Origin of the sequence: Amycolatopsis roodepoortensis, assembly GCF_014873915.1 — a bacterium.
Classification (GTDB): domain Bacteria; phylum Actinomycetota; class Actinomycetes; order Mycobacteriales; family Pseudonocardiaceae; genus Amycolatopsis; species Amycolatopsis roodepoortensis.
This window is the reverse complement of record NZ_JADBEJ010000005.1, coordinates 498737-516146: the sequence shown is the minus strand read 5'-3', so window position 1 is coordinate 516146 and position 17410 is coordinate 498737. Positions and strand designations below refer to the sequence as shown.

At 71.0% G+C, this 17410-nt stretch carries 19 protein-coding genes; 12 read left to right on the top strand and 7 right to left on the bottom strand.

Annotated elements, in window-relative coordinates:
* The first annotated feature begins 33 nt into the window (after positions 1 to 33).
* The 7 genes from H4W30_RS21910 (at position 34) to H4W30_RS21880 (ending at position 6829) form a co-directional block, all read left to right on the top strand.
* Positions 34 to 633: a helix-turn-helix domain-containing protein gene (locus H4W30_RS21910; RefSeq protein WP_185927041.1), complete on the top strand. Its 600-nt coding sequence runs from the start codon at positions 34 to 36 to the stop codon at positions 631 to 633.
* Positions 634 to 711: 78 nt separating this feature from the next.
* Complete coding sequence (locus H4W30_RS21905) at positions 712 to 1875, top strand: NAD(P)/FAD-dependent oxidoreductase (RefSeq protein WP_192744561.1); 1164 nt, start codon at positions 712 to 714, stop codon at positions 1873 to 1875.
* A complete protein-coding gene (locus H4W30_RS21900) occupies positions 1872 to 2180 on the top strand; it encodes a (2Fe-2S)-binding protein (RefSeq protein ID WP_192744560.1) in 309 nt (102 codons plus the stop codon). The genes H4W30_RS21905 and H4W30_RS21900 overlap by 4 nt, the downstream gene beginning before the upstream one ends.
* On the top strand, positions 2177 to 3538 hold the full coding sequence (locus H4W30_RS21895) for an FAD/NAD(P)-dependent oxidoreductase (RefSeq protein WP_192744559.1): 1362 nt from the start codon (positions 2177 to 2179) through the stop codon (positions 3536 to 3538). Before H4W30_RS21900 ends, H4W30_RS21895 begins: the two co-directional genes overlap by 4 nt.
* A complete protein-coding gene (locus tag H4W30_RS21890) occupies positions 3535 to 4446 on the top strand; it encodes a dihydrodipicolinate synthase family protein (protein ID WP_192744558.1) in 912 nt (303 codons plus the stop codon). Before H4W30_RS21895 ends, H4W30_RS21890 begins: the two co-directional genes overlap by 4 nt.
* Positions 4447 to 5448, top strand: a complete 1002-nt coding sequence (locus H4W30_RS21885; RefSeq protein WP_126732155.1) for a proline racemase family protein — start codon at positions 4447 to 4449, stop codon at positions 5446 to 5448. It abuts the gene before it with no gap.
* Positions 5449 to 5458: 10 nt separating this feature from the next.
* Positions 5459 to 6829 carry an aldehyde dehydrogenase (NADP(+)) gene (locus H4W30_RS21880; protein ID WP_225949814.1) on the top strand — a complete coding sequence of 457 codons (1371 nt, stop codon included), beginning with the start codon at positions 5459 to 5461 and terminating at the stop codon, positions 6827 to 6829.
* Between the two features lie 67 nt (positions 6830 to 6896).
* On the opposite strand, the gene H4W30_RS21875 is transcribed toward H4W30_RS21880, so the two are convergent.
* Genes H4W30_RS21875 through H4W30_RS21865 form a run of 3 tightly spaced genes read right to left on the bottom strand, consistent with a single transcriptional unit; the run spans position 6897 to position 9936 of the window.
* Positions 6897 to 8111 carry a metal-dependent hydrolase family protein gene (locus H4W30_RS21875; protein ID WP_192744557.1) on the bottom strand — a complete coding sequence of 405 codons (1215 nt, stop codon included), beginning with the start codon at positions 8109 to 8111 and terminating at the stop codon, positions 6897 to 6899.
* Positions 8108 to 8548 (bottom strand): GAF domain-containing protein, encoded by a 441-nt coding sequence (locus H4W30_RS21870; protein ID WP_192744556.1) that lies wholly within the window; start codon positions 8546 to 8548, stop codon positions 8108 to 8110. Before H4W30_RS21870 ends, H4W30_RS21875 begins: the two co-directional genes overlap by 4 nt.
* The gene (locus H4W30_RS21865) at positions 8545 to 9936 is read right to left on the bottom strand and encodes an MFS transporter (protein WP_192744555.1); all 1392 of its coding nucleotides are present in this window, start codon (positions 9934 to 9936) and stop codon (positions 8545 to 8547) included. Before H4W30_RS21865 ends, H4W30_RS21870 begins: the two co-directional genes overlap by 4 nt.
* 144 nt (positions 9937 to 10080) lie before the next feature.
* On the opposite strand from H4W30_RS21865, the gene H4W30_RS21860 reads away from it, so the two are divergent.
* The 5 genes from H4W30_RS21860 to H4W30_RS21840 all read left to right on the top strand — a co-directional run bounded on the left by H4W30_RS21860 (position 10081) and on the right by H4W30_RS21840 (position 13428).
* Positions 10081 to 11007 (top strand): MurR/RpiR family transcriptional regulator, encoded by a 927-nt coding sequence (locus H4W30_RS21860; RefSeq protein ID WP_192744554.1) that lies wholly within the window; start codon positions 10081 to 10083, stop codon positions 11005 to 11007.
* A gap of 97 nt (positions 11008 to 11104) precedes the next feature.
* Entirely contained in the window at positions 11105 to 11251 is a 147-nt protein-coding gene (locus tag H4W30_RS21855; RefSeq protein WP_192744553.1) for a hypothetical protein, read from the top strand.
* A gap of 95 nt (positions 11252 to 11346) precedes the next feature.
* Positions 11347 to 11640 carry a hypothetical protein gene (locus H4W30_RS21850; protein ID WP_192744552.1) on the top strand — a complete coding sequence of 98 codons (294 nt, stop codon included), beginning with the start codon at positions 11347 to 11349 and terminating at the stop codon, positions 11638 to 11640.
* A complete protein-coding gene (locus H4W30_RS21845; protein WP_192744551.1) occupies positions 11633 to 12739 on the top strand; it encodes a VanZ family protein in 1107 nt (368 codons plus the stop codon). Before H4W30_RS21850 ends, H4W30_RS21845 begins: the two co-directional genes overlap by 8 nt.
* Before the next feature lie 260 nt (positions 12740 to 12999).
* Positions 13000 to 13428: a hypothetical protein gene (locus H4W30_RS21840; protein ID WP_192744550.1), complete on the top strand. Its 429-nt coding sequence runs from the start codon at positions 13000 to 13002 to the stop codon at positions 13426 to 13428.
* Here H4W30_RS21840 and H4W30_RS21835 read toward each other — a convergent pair.
* The 4 genes from H4W30_RS21835 to H4W30_RS21820 form a co-directional block, all read right to left on the bottom strand.
* The gene (locus H4W30_RS21835) at positions 13401 to 14495 is read right to left on the bottom strand and encodes a S1 family peptidase (RefSeq protein WP_192744549.1); all 1095 of its coding nucleotides are present in this window, start codon (positions 14493 to 14495) and stop codon (positions 13401 to 13403) included. The genes H4W30_RS21840 and H4W30_RS21835 overlap by 28 nt on opposite strands.
* Positions 14496 to 14813: 318 nt before the next feature.
* The gene (locus tag H4W30_RS21830) at positions 14814 to 15719 is read right to left on the bottom strand and encodes a M56 family metallopeptidase (protein ID WP_192744548.1); all 906 of its coding nucleotides are present in this window, start codon (positions 15717 to 15719) and stop codon (positions 14814 to 14816) included.
* Positions 15716 to 16078, bottom strand: a complete 363-nt coding sequence (locus tag H4W30_RS21825; protein ID WP_192744547.1) for a BlaI/MecI/CopY family transcriptional regulator — start codon at positions 16076 to 16078, stop codon at positions 15716 to 15718. The genes H4W30_RS21830 and H4W30_RS21825 overlap by 4 nt, the downstream gene beginning before the upstream one ends.
* A 37-nt stretch (positions 16079 to 16115) precedes the next feature.
* Positions 16116 to 17162, bottom strand: coding sequence for a C40 family peptidase (locus H4W30_RS21820; RefSeq protein WP_192744546.1), 1047 nt, complete (start codon positions 17160 to 17162; stop codon positions 16116 to 16118).
* Positions 17163 to 17410: the final 248 nt, after the last annotated feature.

Sequence of the window (17410 nt, the reverse complement as noted above, 5' to 3'; positions counted from 1 at the left end):
TCGTACGGTTCGACGAACGACAGGGGAGAAGCGGTGCAGGACGAGACGCCCTCGATCCGGGACATGCTGGCGGTCAACCTGCGCGCGGCCAGGGCGGCGCGGGGCATCTCGCTGTCGGAGCTCTCGCGGCGCTCGGGTATCGGCAAGGCGACGCTGTCGCAGCTGGAGTCCGGCGGCGGCAATCCGACCATCGAGACCGTGTTCAGCCTGTCCAGGGTGCTGGAGGTGGCGATCTCGGACCTGCTCGACCATCGGGCCGGCGGCGCGCTCACCGTGGTGCGCGGGGCCGACGTCGAGGTGCTCAGCGGCGAGGGAGTGGATCTCCGGCCGTTGCGGCGCATCGAGGCCGGTGACGGCGTCTTCGAGGTGTACGACCAGGTGGTCCGCGGGGACGCGCCGCAACGTTCGCAGGGGCACGTCGGAGTCGAGCACACCATCGTGCAGACCGGATCGTTGCTGGTCGAGGTGGCGGGGAAGACCGTCGAGGTCGGGCCTGGGGATTACGTCGCCTTCGACGCCCGTGAGCCGCATTGCTACACCGCTTCGGACGGCCCGGTGCACTCGGTGCTGCTGCTGCAGTACCGCGCAGACGAACGGCTCGACGGCAGGCCGCATCCGGTGCTGAAGGGCTGACCGCTCGCCGGGTATTGACACTCCTCCGGGGCGGAACCTACGCTCCGATCGTTCGCTTTACCGAACGCTGGAGGGTCGATGAACCGAACGCGCGTGGTCGTCCTGGGCGCGGGTATCGTCGGCGCCGCGTGCGCCCGTGAGCTGAGCCTGGCGGGCTTCGACGTCGTGGTCGTGGATCGCGGCCGTCCCGCCGGGGGAACCACTTCGCACGGCGAGGGCAACATCCTCGTCTCCGACAAGGGACCCGGCGCCGAACTCGAACTCGCCAAGCTGTCGACCGCGTTGTGGCCGCAGGTCGTCGCCGAGATCGCCGACGAGGACGCCCGCGCCGCAGCGGCGATCGAATACGACCCCAAGGGTGGCATCGTCGTCGCCACCACGGACGACGGAGCCCGGGCCCTCACCGCCTTCGCCGCGTCACAGCCCGGTGTTCGCGCGGAACCGTTGTCCCACAAGGAACTCGCCGACGCGGAGCCCGCGCTGACCCGCGAGGTGACCGCCGCGTTCCACTACCCGGAGGACGCGCAGGTCCAGCCCGCGGGCGCGGCGCTGGCCCTGCTGGGCTCCGCGCTGCGTCACGGCGCCCGGCTGCGTTCCGACACCGAAGTCGTCGGCGCGACCGTCCACAACGGACGGATCACCGGCGTCCGGGTGCCCGGTGAAGTGATCGAGGCCGACGTCGTCTTGAACGCCGCGGGCCCGTGGGCGGGCCAGGTGTCGGCGCGTCTCGGCGCCGCGATCGCGGTCCGGCCCCGCCGCGGCGAGGTGCTGGTGACCACGCCGATGCCCGGGGTCGTCCGGCACAAGGTGTACGACGCCGATTACGTCGGCGCGGTCGGTGCCGATTCGGGTGAGCTGCAGACCTCCGCCGTCGTCGAGTCGACCTGGGGCGGCACCGTGCTGATCGGCTCGTCCCGGCGCCGGGTGGAGTTCGACGACGCGATCCGCCCCGACGTGCTGAGCGCCATCGCGGTCAAGGCGCTGCGCCTGTTTCCGGCGCTCGCCGACGTCGCGATCATGCGCGCGTACGGCGGTTTCCGGCCCTACGTCGACGATCACCTCCCGGTGCTCGGCGAGGATCCGCGGCTGGGGAATCTCTGGCACGCCACCGGGCACGAGGGCGCCGGGATCGGCCTGAGCGTCGGCACCGCGCGGCTGCTGCGCGAACTGCTCACCGGGACGGAGCCGTCGATGCCCGTCGAAGAGTTCACCGTGGACCGTCCGGCGGTGGTGGCGGCATGAGCGGGTGGCTGCTGCCGCGCGATCGCGATCCGGTGGGCCGCACCGACCGGCCGATCCGGATCACCGTCGACGGCGAGACCCTGACCGGGATCGCCGGGCAGAGCGTGGCCGGCGTGTTGCTCGCCGCCGGCCGGACCTCCTGGCGCACCACCCGGTCGGGGGCACCGCGCGGCGTGTTCTGCGGTATCGGCGCCTGTTTCGACTGCCTGCTCACGGTGAACGACGTGCCCGACGTCCGCGCGTGCCGCCGCCCGGCCGCGGACGGGGACGAGATCCGCACCCAGTCCCGGGAGGAGACCGCGTGAACGTGGTGATCGTCGGCGCCGGGCCCGCCGGGCTCGCGGCGGCCGAGCACGCGCTGCGGGCCGGTGCCCAGGTCACGGTGCTGGACCAGGCGGAGACCCCCGGCGGGCAGTACCACCGGATGCTTCCCGGGGCGTACGCGGCGCGGCGTCCGGAGCGGGTCCAGCACGGGTGGGCGGAGTTCCACCGGAGGCGCCGGGTGCTCTCGCATCCGCGATGCCGGTGGTGGCCCGGCTCCTCGGTCTGGGCGTTCGACCGCGCGCAGAAGACGGTGCACGTGCTGCGGGGGCAGTCCGACGGCGCTGGACGGCGGCGGGTGACCCTCGTCCCGGACGCGCTGATCCTGGCGACCGGCGCGCACGACCGCACCCTGCCGTTCCCCGGCTGGGAACTGCCCGGCGTGTACACCGCGGGCGCGGCGCAGGCGCTGGCGAAGGGGGAGCGGGTCGCGATCGGCGAGCGCGTCCTCGTCGCCGGGGCCGGGCCGTTCCTGCTGCCGGTCGCGGAATCGTTGCTGGGTGTTGGGGCCGAGGTGGTCGCGGTACTGGAGGCGAACCCGCTCTCGACCGTCCGGAAAGGATGGTCGTCTCGCCCCTGGCGCCTCGCCGCCCAGGCGGGGAAGGCGGGTGAACTGGCGCGGTACGCCGCGACGCTGGCCCGGCATCGGGTCCCGTACCGGATGGGCCGGGCGGTGATCGAGGCGCGCGGCGCGGGCCGCGTCCACGAGGTCGTGACCGCGAAGGTCCGCGCCGACTGGTCGGTCGTTCCTGGCACCGAGCGGACCTATGAGGTCGACGCGGTCTGCGTCGGACACGGTTTCGTCCCTCAACCGGAATTGGCCGTCGCCGCGGGCTGCGCGCTGGACGAGGGGTTCGTGCGGGTCGACGCCGCGCAACGGACCACAGTGGACGGTGTCTTCGCCGCGGGCGAGATCACCGGTATCGGCGGCGCGGTCACGGCAGCGGCCGAGGGAGCGGTGGCCGGCTGCGTCGCGGCCGGGGCCGAGCCGTCGCCGGGGTTGATCCGCGCCCGCGACCGGGCCCTGGCCTTCGCCGAACGCCTCGCCGCGGCCCACCCCATCGGCGCAGCCTGGAGAGGCTGGCTGCGCGAAGACACGATCGTCTGCCGCTGCGAGGAGACGACGTACGGCGAACTGACGCGTGCGGCCGAGGACACGGTCTGTCCCGGTCCGCACGCCCTGAAACTCGGCACCCGGGCCGGCCTCGGCCCGTGCCAGGGCCGCATCTGCGGTCCGACCGTGTCCGAACTCTGTGGTGGTACCGAACGGCATCACCGCCCGATCGTCCAGCCGATCCGGCTGGGCGAACTCGCCGCCCGAACCGAAGGAGAACCTGGATGAGCACCCCCGACCTCGGTGGCGTCGTCGTCGCGACCGCACTCCCGTACCGGGTGGACGCGTCGGCTCCCGCCGGGCTGGCCGTGGACTACGACGCCTACGCCGCACACTGCCGGTGGCTGGTCGACAACGGCTGCCGGGGCGTCGGCCCGAACGGCTCGCTCGGCGAATACTCGTCGCTGACCGACGAGGAACGCCGACGCGTCGCCCGCACCGCGATCGAAACCGTCGGCGACGACGGGATCGTCGTGGTCGGCGTGCACGGCCCCGGCTCGCATCAGGCCAAGTACTGGGCCGAGGTCGCGGCCGAGGACGGTGCCGGCGGCCTGCTGTGCCTGCCGCCCACCATGTACCGCGCGAACCGCGGCGAGGTGCTCGCGCATTTCGAAGCGGTGGCGTCGGTCGGGCTGCCGGTGATGGTCTACAACAACCCCATCGACACCAAGGTCGATCTCACGCCTGCCCTGCTCGCCGAGATCGCTCAGATCGACAACGTGGTCGCGGTCAAGGAGTTCTCCGGCGACGTCCGGCGGGTGCTGGAGATCCGCGAGCAGGCACCGGGTCTGGACGTGATCAGCGGCGCGGACGACGTCGTGCTGGAAAGCCTGCTGATGGGCGCGACCGGCTGGTTCGCCGGATTCCCCAATGTCTTCCCCGCCGAGTCGGTGCGCCTGTTCGACCTGGCGCGGGCCGGCAAACTCGAAGAGGCCAGGGCACTCTACGAGCCGCTGGTCGCGGCGTTCCGCTGGGACTCGCGCACCGAGTTCGTCCAGGCGATCAAACTCGGGATGGACCTCGTCGGCCGCTACGGCGGGCCGTGCCGTCCGCCGCGGGGACCACTGACCGGCGAGCACCGCGAGCAGGTCACCGCCGACATGCGCCGCGCGCTCGCCTCGCTGGGGGTGGAGTAGGTGCGGTCGATCCGGTCGATCACCGCCGTCGACTCCCATACCGAGGGCATGCCGACCCGGGTGGTGACCGGCGGGGTCGGCGTCATCCCCGGCGACACGATGGCCGACCGCCGCCGGTACTTCATGGAGAACCTGGACCACCTGCGGCAGTTCCTGATGAACGAGCCGCGCGGCCATTCGGCGATGAGCGGAGCGATCCTGCAGCCGCCCGCGCGGCCGGACGCCGACTGGGGCGTGGTGTACATCGAGGTGTCCGGTTGCCTGCCGATGTGCGGGCACGGCACGATCGGCGTGGCGACCGTGCTGGTGGAGACCGGCATGGTCGAGGTGACCGAACCGAAGACCGTCGTGCGGCTGGACACCCCGGCCGGGCTCGTGCACGCCGAGGTCGAGGTCCGGGACGGCCGCGCGGTGCGCGTCAAGCTCCGCAACGTCGCGTCGTTCCTCGCCGAGCGAGACGCCGTGGTCGAGGTGCCCGGCCTCGGCGAGGTGCGGTACGACCTGGCCTACGGTGGCAACTTCTACGCCATCCTCGAACTGTCCCAAGTGGACATCCCGTTCGACCGGGCGGAGAAGGACCGGATCCTCGCCGCGGGGCTGGACATCATGGCGGCGATCAACGACCAGCGGCCACCGAAGCATCCCGCCGATCCGCTGATCGGCGGCTGCAAGCACGTCCAGTTCCTCGCGCCGGGTTCGGACGCGCGGTCCTCGCGGAACGCGATGGCGATCCATCCCGGCTGGTTCGACCGGTCGCCGTGCGGCACCGGCACTTCGGCGCGGATGGCCCAGCTCCACGCCCGAGGCGAACTGCCGCTGCACACGCCGTTCGAGAACAGCTCGTTCATCGGCACCACCTTCACCGGCGAGCTCGTCGCCGAGACCACCGTCGGCGGCGTTCCCGCCGTGGTGCCGGAGTTCTCCGGACGCGCGTGGATCACCGGCAACGCCACCTATCTGCTCGACCCGGACGACCCGTTCCCCGCGGGCTTCGTGCTCTGAGGAAGGAAGGATGAAGCAGATCGAGAGGGCGGCGGAGATCGCCGCAGAATGGGCCGCGACCGACCCGAAGACGCGCGCGACGGTGATCACCGGCGTCGCTGACGCACTGGACGCGGCCGGGCCGTCCCTGATCGAGATCGCCGACGCCGAGACCCGGCTGGGGACGAAGCGGCTGACCGGCGAGCTGGCTCGCACGACGTTCCAGTTGCGGCTGCTCGCGGCCGAAAGCGGCTCGTACTACGACGTCCGGATCGACCGGGCCGATCCGTCGTGGCCGCCCGGACCCCGGCCGGAGCTGCGCCGGTACCGCACCGCCGTCGGCCCGGTCCTGGTGTTCGCCGCGAGTAACTTCCCGTTCGCGTTCAGCGTGGCGGGCGGGGACACCGCGTCGGCGTGGGTGGCCGGATGCCCGGTGGTCGTCAAGGCTCACCCCGGCCATCCGGAGCTGTCCCGCAGGACGGCTTCGGTCGTGGTGGAAGCCCTCGGCCGGTGGGGCGCGCTCCTGGGCCTCGTCGAAGGGGAAGCCGCGGGCGTGGCGGCACTGCGTCATCCGGCGATCGCGGCCGCCGCGTTCACCGGGTCGGTGGCGGGCGGGCTCGCGCTGGCACGGATCGCGGCCGAGCGGCCGGTCCCGATCCCGTTCCACGGCGAGCTCGGCAGCGTCAACCCGGTGGTCGTCCTGCCCGGCGCGGCACGGTCGCGGGCGGAGGAGCTGGCGGCGGGGTACGCCGGTTCGCTGACGCTGGGCAACGGACAGTTCTGCACGAATCCCGGCCTGGTGTTCGTGCCGTCGGACAGCCCGTTCGTGGAGCTCGTCGCCGAACGGTTGCGCGAGGTCGCGGCCGCGCCGTTCCTGAACGACCGCATCGCGTCCGGGTTCCAGACCGGTGCGGCGCGGCTGGCCGCGATCCCGTGGATGCGCGAGGTCGTCCGAGGCCCCGGCGCCCAGCTGCTCGAAGTCGCCTTGGAGGACTTCGTGCCGGAAGCGGCCGAAGAGTGCTTCGGCCCGCTGGGCGTCGTGGTGCGATACTCGCGCCTTTCCGACGTCCTGCCGGTGCTGGCGGCCCTGCCCGGTCAGCTCACGACGACCGTGCACGCTTTACCCGAAGAGGCCTCCGAAGTCGAGGCGCTGCGTCCGGTGCTGGCCGACCGCAGCGGACGGATCCTGTGGGGCGGCTGGCCGACCGGGGTCGCGGTGACCGCCGCGATGCAGCATGGCGGACCGTTCCCGGCGACGACGTCACCGGCGTCGACCTCGGTCGGAACCGCGGCGGTGGAACGCTTCCTGCGGCCGGTGTCCTATCAGGACTGGCCTTCGCACCTGCTGCCGGAGCCGCTGCGGGACGACAACCCGTGGGACGTCCCGCAGCACTTCTCCTGACCCGCGTTTCGTCCTTCTGGATGCGGTACTTGCACGCGCAAGTACCGCAAGCAGAGGACGAAACGCGTCAGGGGGAGACCACGGTCCCGCCCTGCACGACGTACCGGAACTTCTCCGGCTCGGCCAGGACACCGATGTCCTCCAACGGATCCCGGTTGACGACGATCAGGTCCGCGTGCGCGCCCGGCGCCAGCGTGCCGATCTCGCCGGTCAGGTTCAGCAGGTCCGCCGCCGTCGACGTCGCGGAGCGGACCACTTCCAGCGCGGACTGGACCTCGCCGCGCAGCCGGAACTCGTGGTTCTGGTGCCGGTGCATCCCGCCGAGCAGATCGCTGCCGTACACGATCTTCACGCCGCCCCTGGCGGCCTTCTCGAGGGCGGCCATGCCCGCGCCGAGCACCTCGTCGACCTTGCGCCAGCTGGATTCCGGCAGCCCGTGCTCACGTCCTTCCTCCTTCAGCGCCCAGTACGTGACCAGGGTGGGCACGAGGTACGCGTCGTGCCGGAGGAACAGTTCGACACTGAGGTCGTCGATCAGGTTGCCGTGCTCGATCGACCGCACCCCCAGCTCCAGCGCGCGGTTCACCGCGCGGGCGGTGTAAGCGTGCGCGGCGACGTAACGGTTGGCCGACTCCGCCTCCTCGACGATGGCGCGCAACTCCTCGGCGGAGTACTGCGTCGAGTCGATCCGGTCGGTGGGGGAGGCGACGCCGCCGGAGGCCATCACCTTGATGTGGTGCGCGCCCTTGCGCAGTTCGTCGCGCGCCGCCGCACGGACCGCGTCGACCCCGTCGGCGACCCGGCCGAGGCCGGCGCAGCACGGGTGGTCGTCGCTGACGTTGGTGCCGCGAGTCCGGCTGTCGCCGTGCCCGCCGGTCTGGCTCAGCGCCCGGCCGCAGAACAACAGGCGCGGACCGCGGAACAGGCCCTCGGCCTGCGCGTCGGCGAGGCCGTAGTCGGCGCCGGAGGCGTCACGGACCGTCGTGAAGCCCCGGTCCAGCATCCGGCTCATGGTGCGGGCGCTGTGCGCGGCCACGTAGGACGGTGACGACGCGGGCAGCGACCCGAGATCCGCGGTCGACGCGGTGACATGCACGTGGGCGTCGACGAGTCCGGGCAGCACGAACGCGCCACGCAGGTCCTCGGTCCGGGCGTCGTCCGCGGTGAGCCCGTCACCGATCTCGACGATCCGGCCGTCGGCGCACCGGAGGTCTCCCTCGGTGTACTCGCCGCTGACGGGGTCGAGCAGGCGGGCGTTACGCAGCAGCAGCGATCCGTTCATCGGGTCTCCTCCAGGAGCTCGCGCAGGGCCGGGACGGCCAACGGTGCCAGGGATCGGGCGGTCGCGACGGACTCGTCGTCGTAGTTGCCCTCCGCGTCGAGGAGGTTGAGGACGCCGAGCGTGCGGCCGTCGTCCACCACCGGCACGTTGATCACCGCGCCGCAGCCGAGGCTGTCGATGAGTTCGTGGTCGGCGAAGATCTCCCGCACCGCCGCGCTGTCCGGGCCGAAGTAGGGCTCCTGGCCGGTGATGCACCGCTCCAGCCAGCCGGCGGCCACCTCGACGGTCTTCTCGCCGCCGACCGGGTACTCGACAGGGTGGCTGCTGTACACGCGCCGCAGCGCCCGCCGTTCGGGCACCCAGGCCAGGACGGTGAACAGCCGTACGCCGATCGTGGCTCGGGTCTTGTCCTCCACAGTGGACAGCGACACGGTCACTTCGTCATCTCCTTCGCGGTTTTCACGGGCGCGCCGTGTTCGGTCAGTTCTTCGAGTGAGCGGCCGGCGGTGGACAGGCCGAACACGACCACGACCACCACCCCGGCCACCAGGACGGCGGTGGTCATGCCGAAGACGCCGGCGAAGCCGAGGCTCGCCGCGGACAGGCCGATGATCGTCGGGGCGAGGATGCTGCCGACCCGGCCGAACGCGCTCGACAGCCCGGTCCCGCTGGCGCGGATCCAGGTCGGGAACACCTCGGGGGTGTAGGAGTACACACCGGCGTAGGTGCCGTTGAGGAAGAACGACAGCACCGCCCCGGCGAGGGTGATCGACCACGGCGCGTCCATCTGGCTCAGCCAGAACGCGCTCACCGCGGATCCGGCGAGGTACAACGCGATGGTGTGCTTGCGGTCGAGCCGCTCCGACAGCCACGCGGCGGAGAAGTATCCGGGGATCTGCGCCAGGTAGATGATGATGGAGAACTCGAAGCTCTTGGTCACCGTGATGCCGCGGTCGACGAGCAGCGTCGGGATCCAGGAGAAGAAGCCGTAGTAGGAGAACGTGATCACGAACCACACGGTCCAGATCACCGCGGTGCGGCGCGCCATCGCCGGGCTCCACAAGAACCTCAGCGCGCTGAGGAGATTGACCTTGGGGGTCTCCGTCGCGGGCTGGGTGTCGGCCGCCGCGACGGCGGGAAGTGCTTGCCCCGTCGCCTTTTCGACGTCCCGCTCCAGTTTCGTGACGATCTTCTCGGCCTCGGCGTGACGTCCGTTCGCGACCAGGAACCTCGGTGATTCCGGCAGCGAGCGGCGCCACCACAGCAGCATGACGATCGGCAGCGCGGTGATCAGCTGCGCGACCCGCCAGCCCTCCGGCACCGTCGGGACGACGAACCTTCCGATCAGCGCGGCCATGACGAACCCGAACGAGAAGAATCCGGCCAGCGCACCGACGAACCAGCCGCGCCGCTTGGCGGGGACGAACTCCGACAGGAACGGCGCGATGATCGCGCTTTCGGCACCGGCGCCCGCCCCGGCCAGCACCCGGGCGCCCAGGAAGACCTCGTAGTTGGGGGAGAAGGCAGCGACCACCGAGAACACCGCGTAGAAGGCCAGCGCGTACATCATGACCTTCTTGCGGCCGATGCGGTCGCCCAGCAGCCCGGCGGCGATCGCGCCGAAGAGGAAGCCGAACGGCGTCGCCGAACCGATCAGCCCGAGCTGGCCGTTGTCGAGGCCCCAGGCGGCTTTCGCGCTCGGCAGCAGGAACGCGACGACGGCGGAGTCCATCCCGTCGAAGGTGTAACCGAGCCCGCCGATCAGCAGGAGTTTGTAATGGGGACGGCTCAGCGGGAGCCGGTCCAGTCGTGCCAGAAGCGTCATGGGGAACGCCTTCCGTGGTTCGGGCGACGAGGAGTCACGAGAGTGCGGACAACGTATACTGCGTTTCGGCAAAACTGCAATGGTTGTTGCAAGTGGTCCACCGGGCACGATGCGTTACCGTGACGCCGTCGAGGGAGGGTGCGCGTGACAAGGACGGGAACCGACGACGGTTTCGAGGCGTGGCTTCGGGATCGCACGCCGGAGCGCGGCCTGCGGCCGAAGGCGGCCGCCGTGCTCGAAGTGCTGGTCTCGCAACCGCGGCGGGCGTCGTTCGGTTCGACGGCCGAGCTCGCCCAGCTCGCCGGGGTCAACGTCGCCACCGTGACCCGGACGGCGCAGGCGCTGGGGTTCGCCGGATGGCCGGCGCTGCAACAGGAGTTGCGGGCGCGGTACATGTCGTCGCTGAGCGCGCCGCAGGTGGCCGAGGAACACCGGGACGTCGATTCGCCGGGGTCGGCGTCGCTGCGCCGCGACCTCGACAGCCTCGCCCTGCTCAACCGGCGCGTCGCCGAGGACGAGATCCGCAACGTCGCGGAGGCCGTCGCCGGGGCGCGCCGCACGGTCGTGATCGCCGACGGCAGCTACGCCGCGGTCGGGATCGCGTTCGCGCACAACGCCCGGCTCGCCGGATACGACGTCCACGCGATCACGGCCGGCGACGCCGAACTCGCCAACGCCACGGCGAAGCTGACCGCCGAAGACGTGCTCATCGCGATCAGCTTCTGGCGGCTGTACGAAAGTACGGTGCTCGCCGCGAACGAGGCCAAGGCCAGGGGAGCGCGGGCCTTCGCCATCACGGACGCGGCCAGTCCCGCGCTGGCGGCCGCGGTCGAACAGGTGCTGATGGTGCCCGCCGAGGGCGTGACCTTCTTCCCGTCGCTGACCGCGGGAATGAGCCTGGTGCAGGCGATCGTCGCGCAGCTCGCCGCCGTCGATCCCGTCCGCACCGGCGAGTCCATCGAGGCGGCCGAGGCCATGTGGTCGCGGTTCGACCTGCTGCACCGCCGGCCGGGATCGGCCGATCGGACAGTGCCGAAAAGGCCGACCGGTCGAGGCGTCTCCGCCGGATGACCGATCCGCCGCACCCGGCCGGGAGGCGATCCTGGTGTCAGGCCGCCGGAGGAGGCGGCAGGGGACCGAGGAGGCCGAAATTACGATCATCGAGACCGTGGGCGCATACGCCGGGCTCGCTCTGCTGGCGCTGACGGCGGTGACCCCGCTGCTGGTCGAACTCGATCAGCGCTTCCCGGTCACCCGCCGCGCGAAGGCGGCCGAACGGGAACGCCGGATGCCCGCCGGGCTCGCTTCGGCGTGACGCAGAGCACAGATTCGCGTGAGGCCTACCTCACGTGAGTGATTAGGGCTCCGCCGATTCGTAACTTTGTGTCGCGCTATGGAACGCTCTGTGACGTGACCGTGGATCTTTGCACCAGTGCTCAACCCGCCGACGCCTTCGAGGAGTTCCGGAGAAACGTCGACGACCTGACCCAGGCGTTCATCGACGCCTGCCGTCAGGGCCGCAGTCCCGGCGACGCCACACTCGACCTGTTGCAGCGGGTCCATCGCGAGGACCGCAACTGGGTCGTCGTCCACCTGACCTTCGCCATCGCCGCGCTCGCGCATCAGCGAGCCCTCGCCGTCACCCGCCCAGGTGGTGTGGCAGGTGCGCCGGAGCGCGCGTTGTTAACTTCCGCGAGTGACTGATCCGACCATCTCCGCGGTCATCGCGGTGTTCGCGGGCTGCGTGCTCGCGGGCCTCCTGGCCGTCCCGTACATCGCCGCGAGTTACCGGCGCCGCGGGGAGCTCGGGCTCTGGCGGGTCCTGCTGGTGTTCGGGTTCCTGGTCTACGCCATGTCGCTGTGGACGTACACGCTGCTCCCCATTCCGGAGACGACGACGTGCGCCGGGCAAGCGGCCGGTCATCTGCAACTACGCCCGTTCCAGTTCGTCGCCGACATCCGCCGTGAACAGACCGGCGCGGGCCTTCGGGCGTTCCTGCGTAATCCCGCCGTCCAGCAGGCGGTGTTCAACGTCGCCTTGTTCGTGCCGCTGGGGATGTTCCTGCGGCACCTCTTCCGGCGCGGTTTCGCGGCCACCGTCGCGATCGGCTTCGCGGTCTCGCTGTTCATCGAATGCACGCAGCTGACCGGGGTCTGGTTCCTGTTCGAGTGCCCGTACCGGCTGGCCGACGTCGACGATCTGCTGACCAACACCGTCGGCGCCGCGGTCGGTTTCGGCCTCGCCCCGCTGTTGCGGCTGCTGCCGGGGAACGAGCCGTCCGCGCCGCCGGGGACGCCGCGGCCGGTCACCGCGCGCCGCCGCCTGCTCGGGATGGCCGTCGACGTCGTGTCGGTCGTGCTGCTCGGTACCACCGTCGGTATCGTGACGACCTTGGTCGCCGGCGAACCCAACACCGTGGTGACCGCGCTCATCGGTACTTTCCTGCCTGCGCTGCTCCTGTTGTTCGTCGTTCCCGTCGCGGGCAACGGCGCCAGCTTCGGCCAGCGGGTCGTATTGCTGCGTCCCGCCGGGCCGGACGGCGGGAAGCCCGCCCTGTGGCGGATGACCGTACGGTTCCTCGCCGGTTCCGGCGGCTATTTCACGCTGCTCACCTTGGCGTCGGTGGCGAACGGCGGGTTCGAGCCGCTGGCGAACCTGCTGTTCTTCGCCAGCGGGATCCTCGCCTTCCGGCCCGAAGGTCACCAGGGACTGTCCGGCCTGATCGCCGGCCTGCGAATTGCCGACGCGCGGACCCCTGACGACTTGGCCGAGCCGAGCCTCGTGAGCGGCAAGGACACGTGATCAGACGCGTAACTCGCGTGACTGGACGCGTAACTCGCGTGATCAGAGACGTAACTCGTTGTTCTGCCTCTGATCACGCGAGTTACGCCTCCAAACACGCGAGTTACGCCCCTGATCACGCGAGTGCGGCCCTGGGCCACGTGCGCTTCGCCCGTACCACTCACGAGACCCGGCTTGGGAGCGCCACCCGATCGGGTCGACCCTGCGGGTCCCGCGCGTCATTGCGCCTGGCAGGACGCGCGGGCCGGAACACTCGCCCGGTGGACGTGGAGTCGATGGACGAAGTGGCCGACTGCCTGCTGTCGGTGGCCTGGAACATCTTCCCGCTGATGGGGAAACCTCCCGCGAGCCCGGGGGACCGGGCGGAGGAGATCCGGACCCTCCTCGTCGACGCCTGCCACGACGCCGGGATGCGAGCCCGGGAATGGGCCGCGGAGCACGGGGCGGGAACCGAAGACGACCGCCGTCCCTTCCTGCGGCTGGCGGAGGTCGGCACGGACGCGAACCTGTTGCTGGGCATGGTTTCCGGCACGCTGGTGGCCGACCACGAACGGATCCGCCGCCGCTGGGCGGAGATCGAGACGCTGGCCGCCGAGGCTGTCGAGCTCGCCTGCCTGATCGAGGGGCGACCGGTGGGCCGGCCGCCCCTCGCCATGGGGGATCAGTCCTTTTCGAGCGTCAGGTCGTAGCGGTCGAGCACCTCCTTGACGGGCTGGAAGAACGTGGTGCCGCCCGAATCGCAGTCACCGGAACCGCCCGAGGTCATGCCCTGCGCCTGCACGAGTTTCGTGCCGGAGCCCGACGACGGACGGCTGACGAACGAGCCACCGGAGTCACCGGGTTCGGCGCACGCGTCGGTCTGGGTGAGACCCCGCACGACGTTCCCGTTGCCGTAGTTCACCGTCTGGTCCAGGGCTTCGACCCGCCCGCAGTGCCAGTGGGTGGTGATCCCGGACCGGCAGATCCGGCCGCCGACGCCGACCACGTCGGCACCCTCGATCCGTACGTCGGACCCGTCCTCGTACCGGTCGACCCGGGGCGGGGTGGAGACGTCGGAATGCGTCACCTTGACCGTGCCGTAGTCGTTGCCGGGGAAGGAAGACCTCGCGACCTTGCCGATCGTGCCACCATCCCCGCGCACGGTGCCGCCGAGTTCGGTGCAGTGGCCGGCGGTGATCACGTAGTGGTCATCGTCGTCGTAGGCGTTGAACCCGACCGAACAGGCACCGCCGTCGAAGTACAGGCCTTGCCCGCCGACCACGCTCCACAACGGACGCGGCGCGCTCTTCACGTGTTCCACGCGGACCGGGACCCCGGCGGAGGCGGCCCACGCCAGTCCGGCGGGATCGCCGCCCACCACGCTGACCACGACGTCGTTCGACGGCACGTCCACGTACCAGCCGGCGACCGAATCGGGGAGGCCGGCGGTTCTGTTGTCCAATGTGGACTGGATTTGCTTCAGTCCGGCGGCGCTGTGCCGGAGTACCTTCGGGATCGCGCCCGCGGCGCGGATCCGGGAAGACCGGCCCGCGTCGGTGGTGCCGACGATCAGCTCGCCGGTCGTGGTGTCCAGCCAGGAGCCGGCGAACGCGGCGCCGAGCGAGGTGCCGAGTTCCTGCTGGGCGGCGGCCACCGTGGCCGGGCCCGCCGCTTCGGTCAGCACCGATGGCGCCGCCGAAGCCGGTGCCGCGAAGGTGGTGACGGCTGTAGCGGCGCCGATCAGGACGGTCAGGGTGCGCAGAGGACGTCGGATCACGAAAACCTCCATGGGGTGCACGGAATTCGGTGCGAGGTGAGTACGGTGATCGACGTTACGCACACGCGGCACCGGCCGAATGCCGCCATTTGAGTAGCGCTGGGAATTCGCCTTTCCGGCTCAATGAAATGGCGGCTCCTCACTCGTGTGAGTGGAGACTGCGCGATTTACCGTCCCCGATTCGCCGACCGGCGAACGACGGTCAGCGACGTGCGTACGCCCGTTCGGGAAATGGCCTTTCCGGGCCGGAAAACGATTGTCACCTGATGGTGTCCGAGCTGAACCCGTTCGTCCGCATCGGTGACGAAAGTGTTTCCTTCACCAGCAGGAAACGAGCCCAGCCGTGAACATCAGGCCCACGGTGAGCACGGGCGCGGCGAACAGCGCCAGCGCCCCGCCCGCGACGGCCCGCACCCGTTCCGGGAATCGCGCCGGGCCGCCCGTGTGCCGGGCGAGCCAGCGCAACCGGAGGGCGGTGTCGCCGCCGGCCGTGTGGATCGACAACAACGCCGAACGCACGGTCTCCGGTCCGTGCCCCGCCGCGGCCGCCCGGTCGGCGGCCAATTCCACGAGCAGCCGGACCGCGCCGGGGAGTTCGCGCATCAGCGGGACGAACCGCAGTACGCGGCCGAGTGTTTCGGCACATCCGGCCAGAAAGTGATGCCTGCCGCGCAGATGCGCGCGTTCGTGGGCCAGCACCGCGTCGAGTTCGCGGGGTGAGAGCCTGCCCGCCAGGCCGTGGCTCGCGACGATCAGGCCGTCGCGGCCGCCGAGGCTGTAGGCGATCGGCCGGTCGTCGGGCAGCCACAGCGTCGGCCCCGGCCGGGCGCCCGACAGCCGGAGCACGTCGAGATGGCGCCGGTGCAGCAGCGTGCTGCGTTTCCGGCGGCGCGCGGTGGACGCGGCGAGCCTGGCCGCCGCGATCGCGACGGCGGCGCCCGCGACAGTGCCGGCGAGCGGATCGAGGCCGGGCAGACCGCTGTGGTCGACGGCCGCCCAGCACTCGTGGAGGATCCGGGTGATGGCCTCGGCGGGCCCGTGGTCGGGCAGGACGAGGAGAAGGACGGCGCCGAGGGTGCCGACGAGGACGCCGAGCGCGGTCAGCAGCCACCACGCGAGCGCCGTGCCGGGGCTGATCCCGCCGGCGGTCAGTCTGCCCAGCAGCCGGGGTGAGCACCAGCCGATCACCACCACGCCGAACAGGAGCACCGCCGCCAGGATCATCGCTTGCCGGGCTTCCGTCGCAGGGCGCGCCGCAGGATGTCCGACTCCTCTTCGGTGACCGAGCGCGCGAAATGCAGCAGCACCGATTCCCGGTCGTCGGAGGCGTCGAGGATTTCCCGCAGGCTTTGCGCGGTCGCCTCCTCGCGGGTCGCCACGGCGCGGTAACGGTACGCGCGATTCTCCATTTCGCGCTCGACCCATTCCTTGCGGTGCAGATTGTCCAGCACCGTCATCACCGTGGTGTAGGCGAGGTCGCGGTCCCGGTTGATCGCCTCGAGGACCTGGCGCACCCGCAGGGGTTCCGCCGCGTCCCAGAGCACGTCCATCACCGACGCTTCGAGCTCGCCCAGCCGTTGCATGACACCTCCGCCGGGAAGGATACTGTGCCGCTCCGGCTCAGCCGACGACGCGCCGCGCGCCCATCAGATGCCCGTCGCCCTTGACCGAACGGACGTCGACCGGCTGGCCTTCGGTGGGCGCGTCGACCATCTTGCCGCCGCCGACGTACATGCCGACATGGTGGATGGCCCCGGGGTTCCCGGTGCCGTCGTCGTAGAAGACGAGATCACCGGGGACGAGCGCGTCCAACGGGACGGCCTTGCCCACGGTGTACTGCTGGCGACTGGTGCGGGGAAGCGAGATCCCCGCCTGCTTGTACGCCCACGACGTCAGGCCCGAGCAGTCGAATTCGCTCGGCCCGGTGGCGCCCCATTCGTACTGCGAGCCCCGTTTGGACAGCGCCGCCTGCAGCGCGTCGTTCGCGGCGCCGGGCGGGCCGAGGTACGAGCCCTTGTCCTGGACCTTGCCGAGTTTCGCCTTGTCGGCGGCGGGCAGCTGTCCGAGCGCCTGCCGCACCTTGGCGATCTGGTCGTCGAGGTCCTTCTTGCGCGTACGGACCTGGTCCAGCGCCAAGGTCGCGTCGTTGGCGGCGAGCTGGGCCATCTCCCGCGCGTCCTCCGCCGTCGTGCGCGCGGTCTGCGCCTTCGCGAGCGCGTCGCGCAGGCCGTTCAACGCCTTGGCCTTTTCCTCGGCCAGGACCGACAGCGCGGAGGAGCGGTCGAGGAACTCCTGCCTGCTACCGCTGTCGAGCAGCAGGACGGCGTTGCCGAGCCGCTCGCCGCTCATCGCGGACCGCGCGATCGCCTCGACCTGCGGCCGGAAGCGATCGATCGCCGACCGCGCCTGCGTGAGCTCGCCGTCGGCGCGGCCGACGGCGGCGGTGGCCTGGTCGCGTTCGCCCTCGCGGGTCTTCAACCGGTTCTGGGATTCCTGCAGATCCTCGTCGGCCTTGGCCGCCTGAGCGCCGAGTTCCTGGTAACGCCGCATCGGATCCTGGCCGTCCGGCGCGGGCTGCGCGTTCGCGGGGAGCGCTCCGAAGCCGAGGATCATGAGGGCGGCGGTGGCGGCGAGGGGGTGCCGTGGTGAGCGCCGGTGTGGGGTCACGGGTGCCGAATCTCCTGTCGCACAGGGTCAACTATCGCGCTTAGTAGTACGGGGCCGGTTGTGAGCGCGCGGTGAAGTCCTACTAAGACGCCTAGTACTACGGCTCATGGGAGTCTTTGCTACGGTGGGAACCGTGAGTGTCTTTCCGGCTACTCTTCGTCGACTCGTGATGGCCTTGGTGTTGCTGGTCGTTGCGGGTTCCGGGGCTGCCGGCTGCCTGGACGACGGCCGCGGCGAAGCCCTTGCCG

Excerpts from the sequence above, each read along its gene's own strand:
- H4W30_RS21905 (WP_192744561.1), top strand. The coding sequence starts at position 712 with ATGAACCGAACGCGCGTGGTCGTCCTGGGCGCGGGTATCGTCGGCGCC.
- H4W30_RS21900 (WP_192744560.1), top strand. The coding sequence starts at position 1,872 with ATGAGCGGGTGGCTGCTGCCGCGCGATCGCGATCCGGTGGGCCGCACC.
- H4W30_RS21890 (WP_192744558.1), top strand. The coding sequence starts at position 3,535 with ATGAGCACCCCCGACCTCGGTGGCGTCGTCGTCGCGACCGCACTCCCG.
- H4W30_RS21880 (WP_225949814.1), top strand. The coding sequence starts at position 5,459 with ATGAAGCAGATCGAGAGGGCGGCGGAGATCGCCGCAGAATGGGCCGCG.
- H4W30_RS21875 (WP_192744557.1), bottom strand. The coding sequence starts at position 8,111 with ATGAACGGATCGCTGCTGCTGCGTAACGCCCGCCTGCTCGACCCCGTC.
- H4W30_RS21865 (WP_192744555.1), bottom strand. The coding sequence starts at position 9,936 with ATGACGCTTCTGGCACGACTGGACCGGCTCCCGCTGAGCCGTCCCCAT.
- H4W30_RS21830 (WP_192744548.1), bottom strand. The coding sequence starts at position 15,719 with ATGATCCTGGCGGCGGTGCTCCTGTTCGGCGTGGTGGTGATCGGCTGG.
- H4W30_RS21825 (WP_192744547.1), bottom strand. The coding sequence starts at position 16,078 with ATGCAACGGCTGGGCGAGCTCGAAGCGTCGGTGATGGACGTGCTCTGG.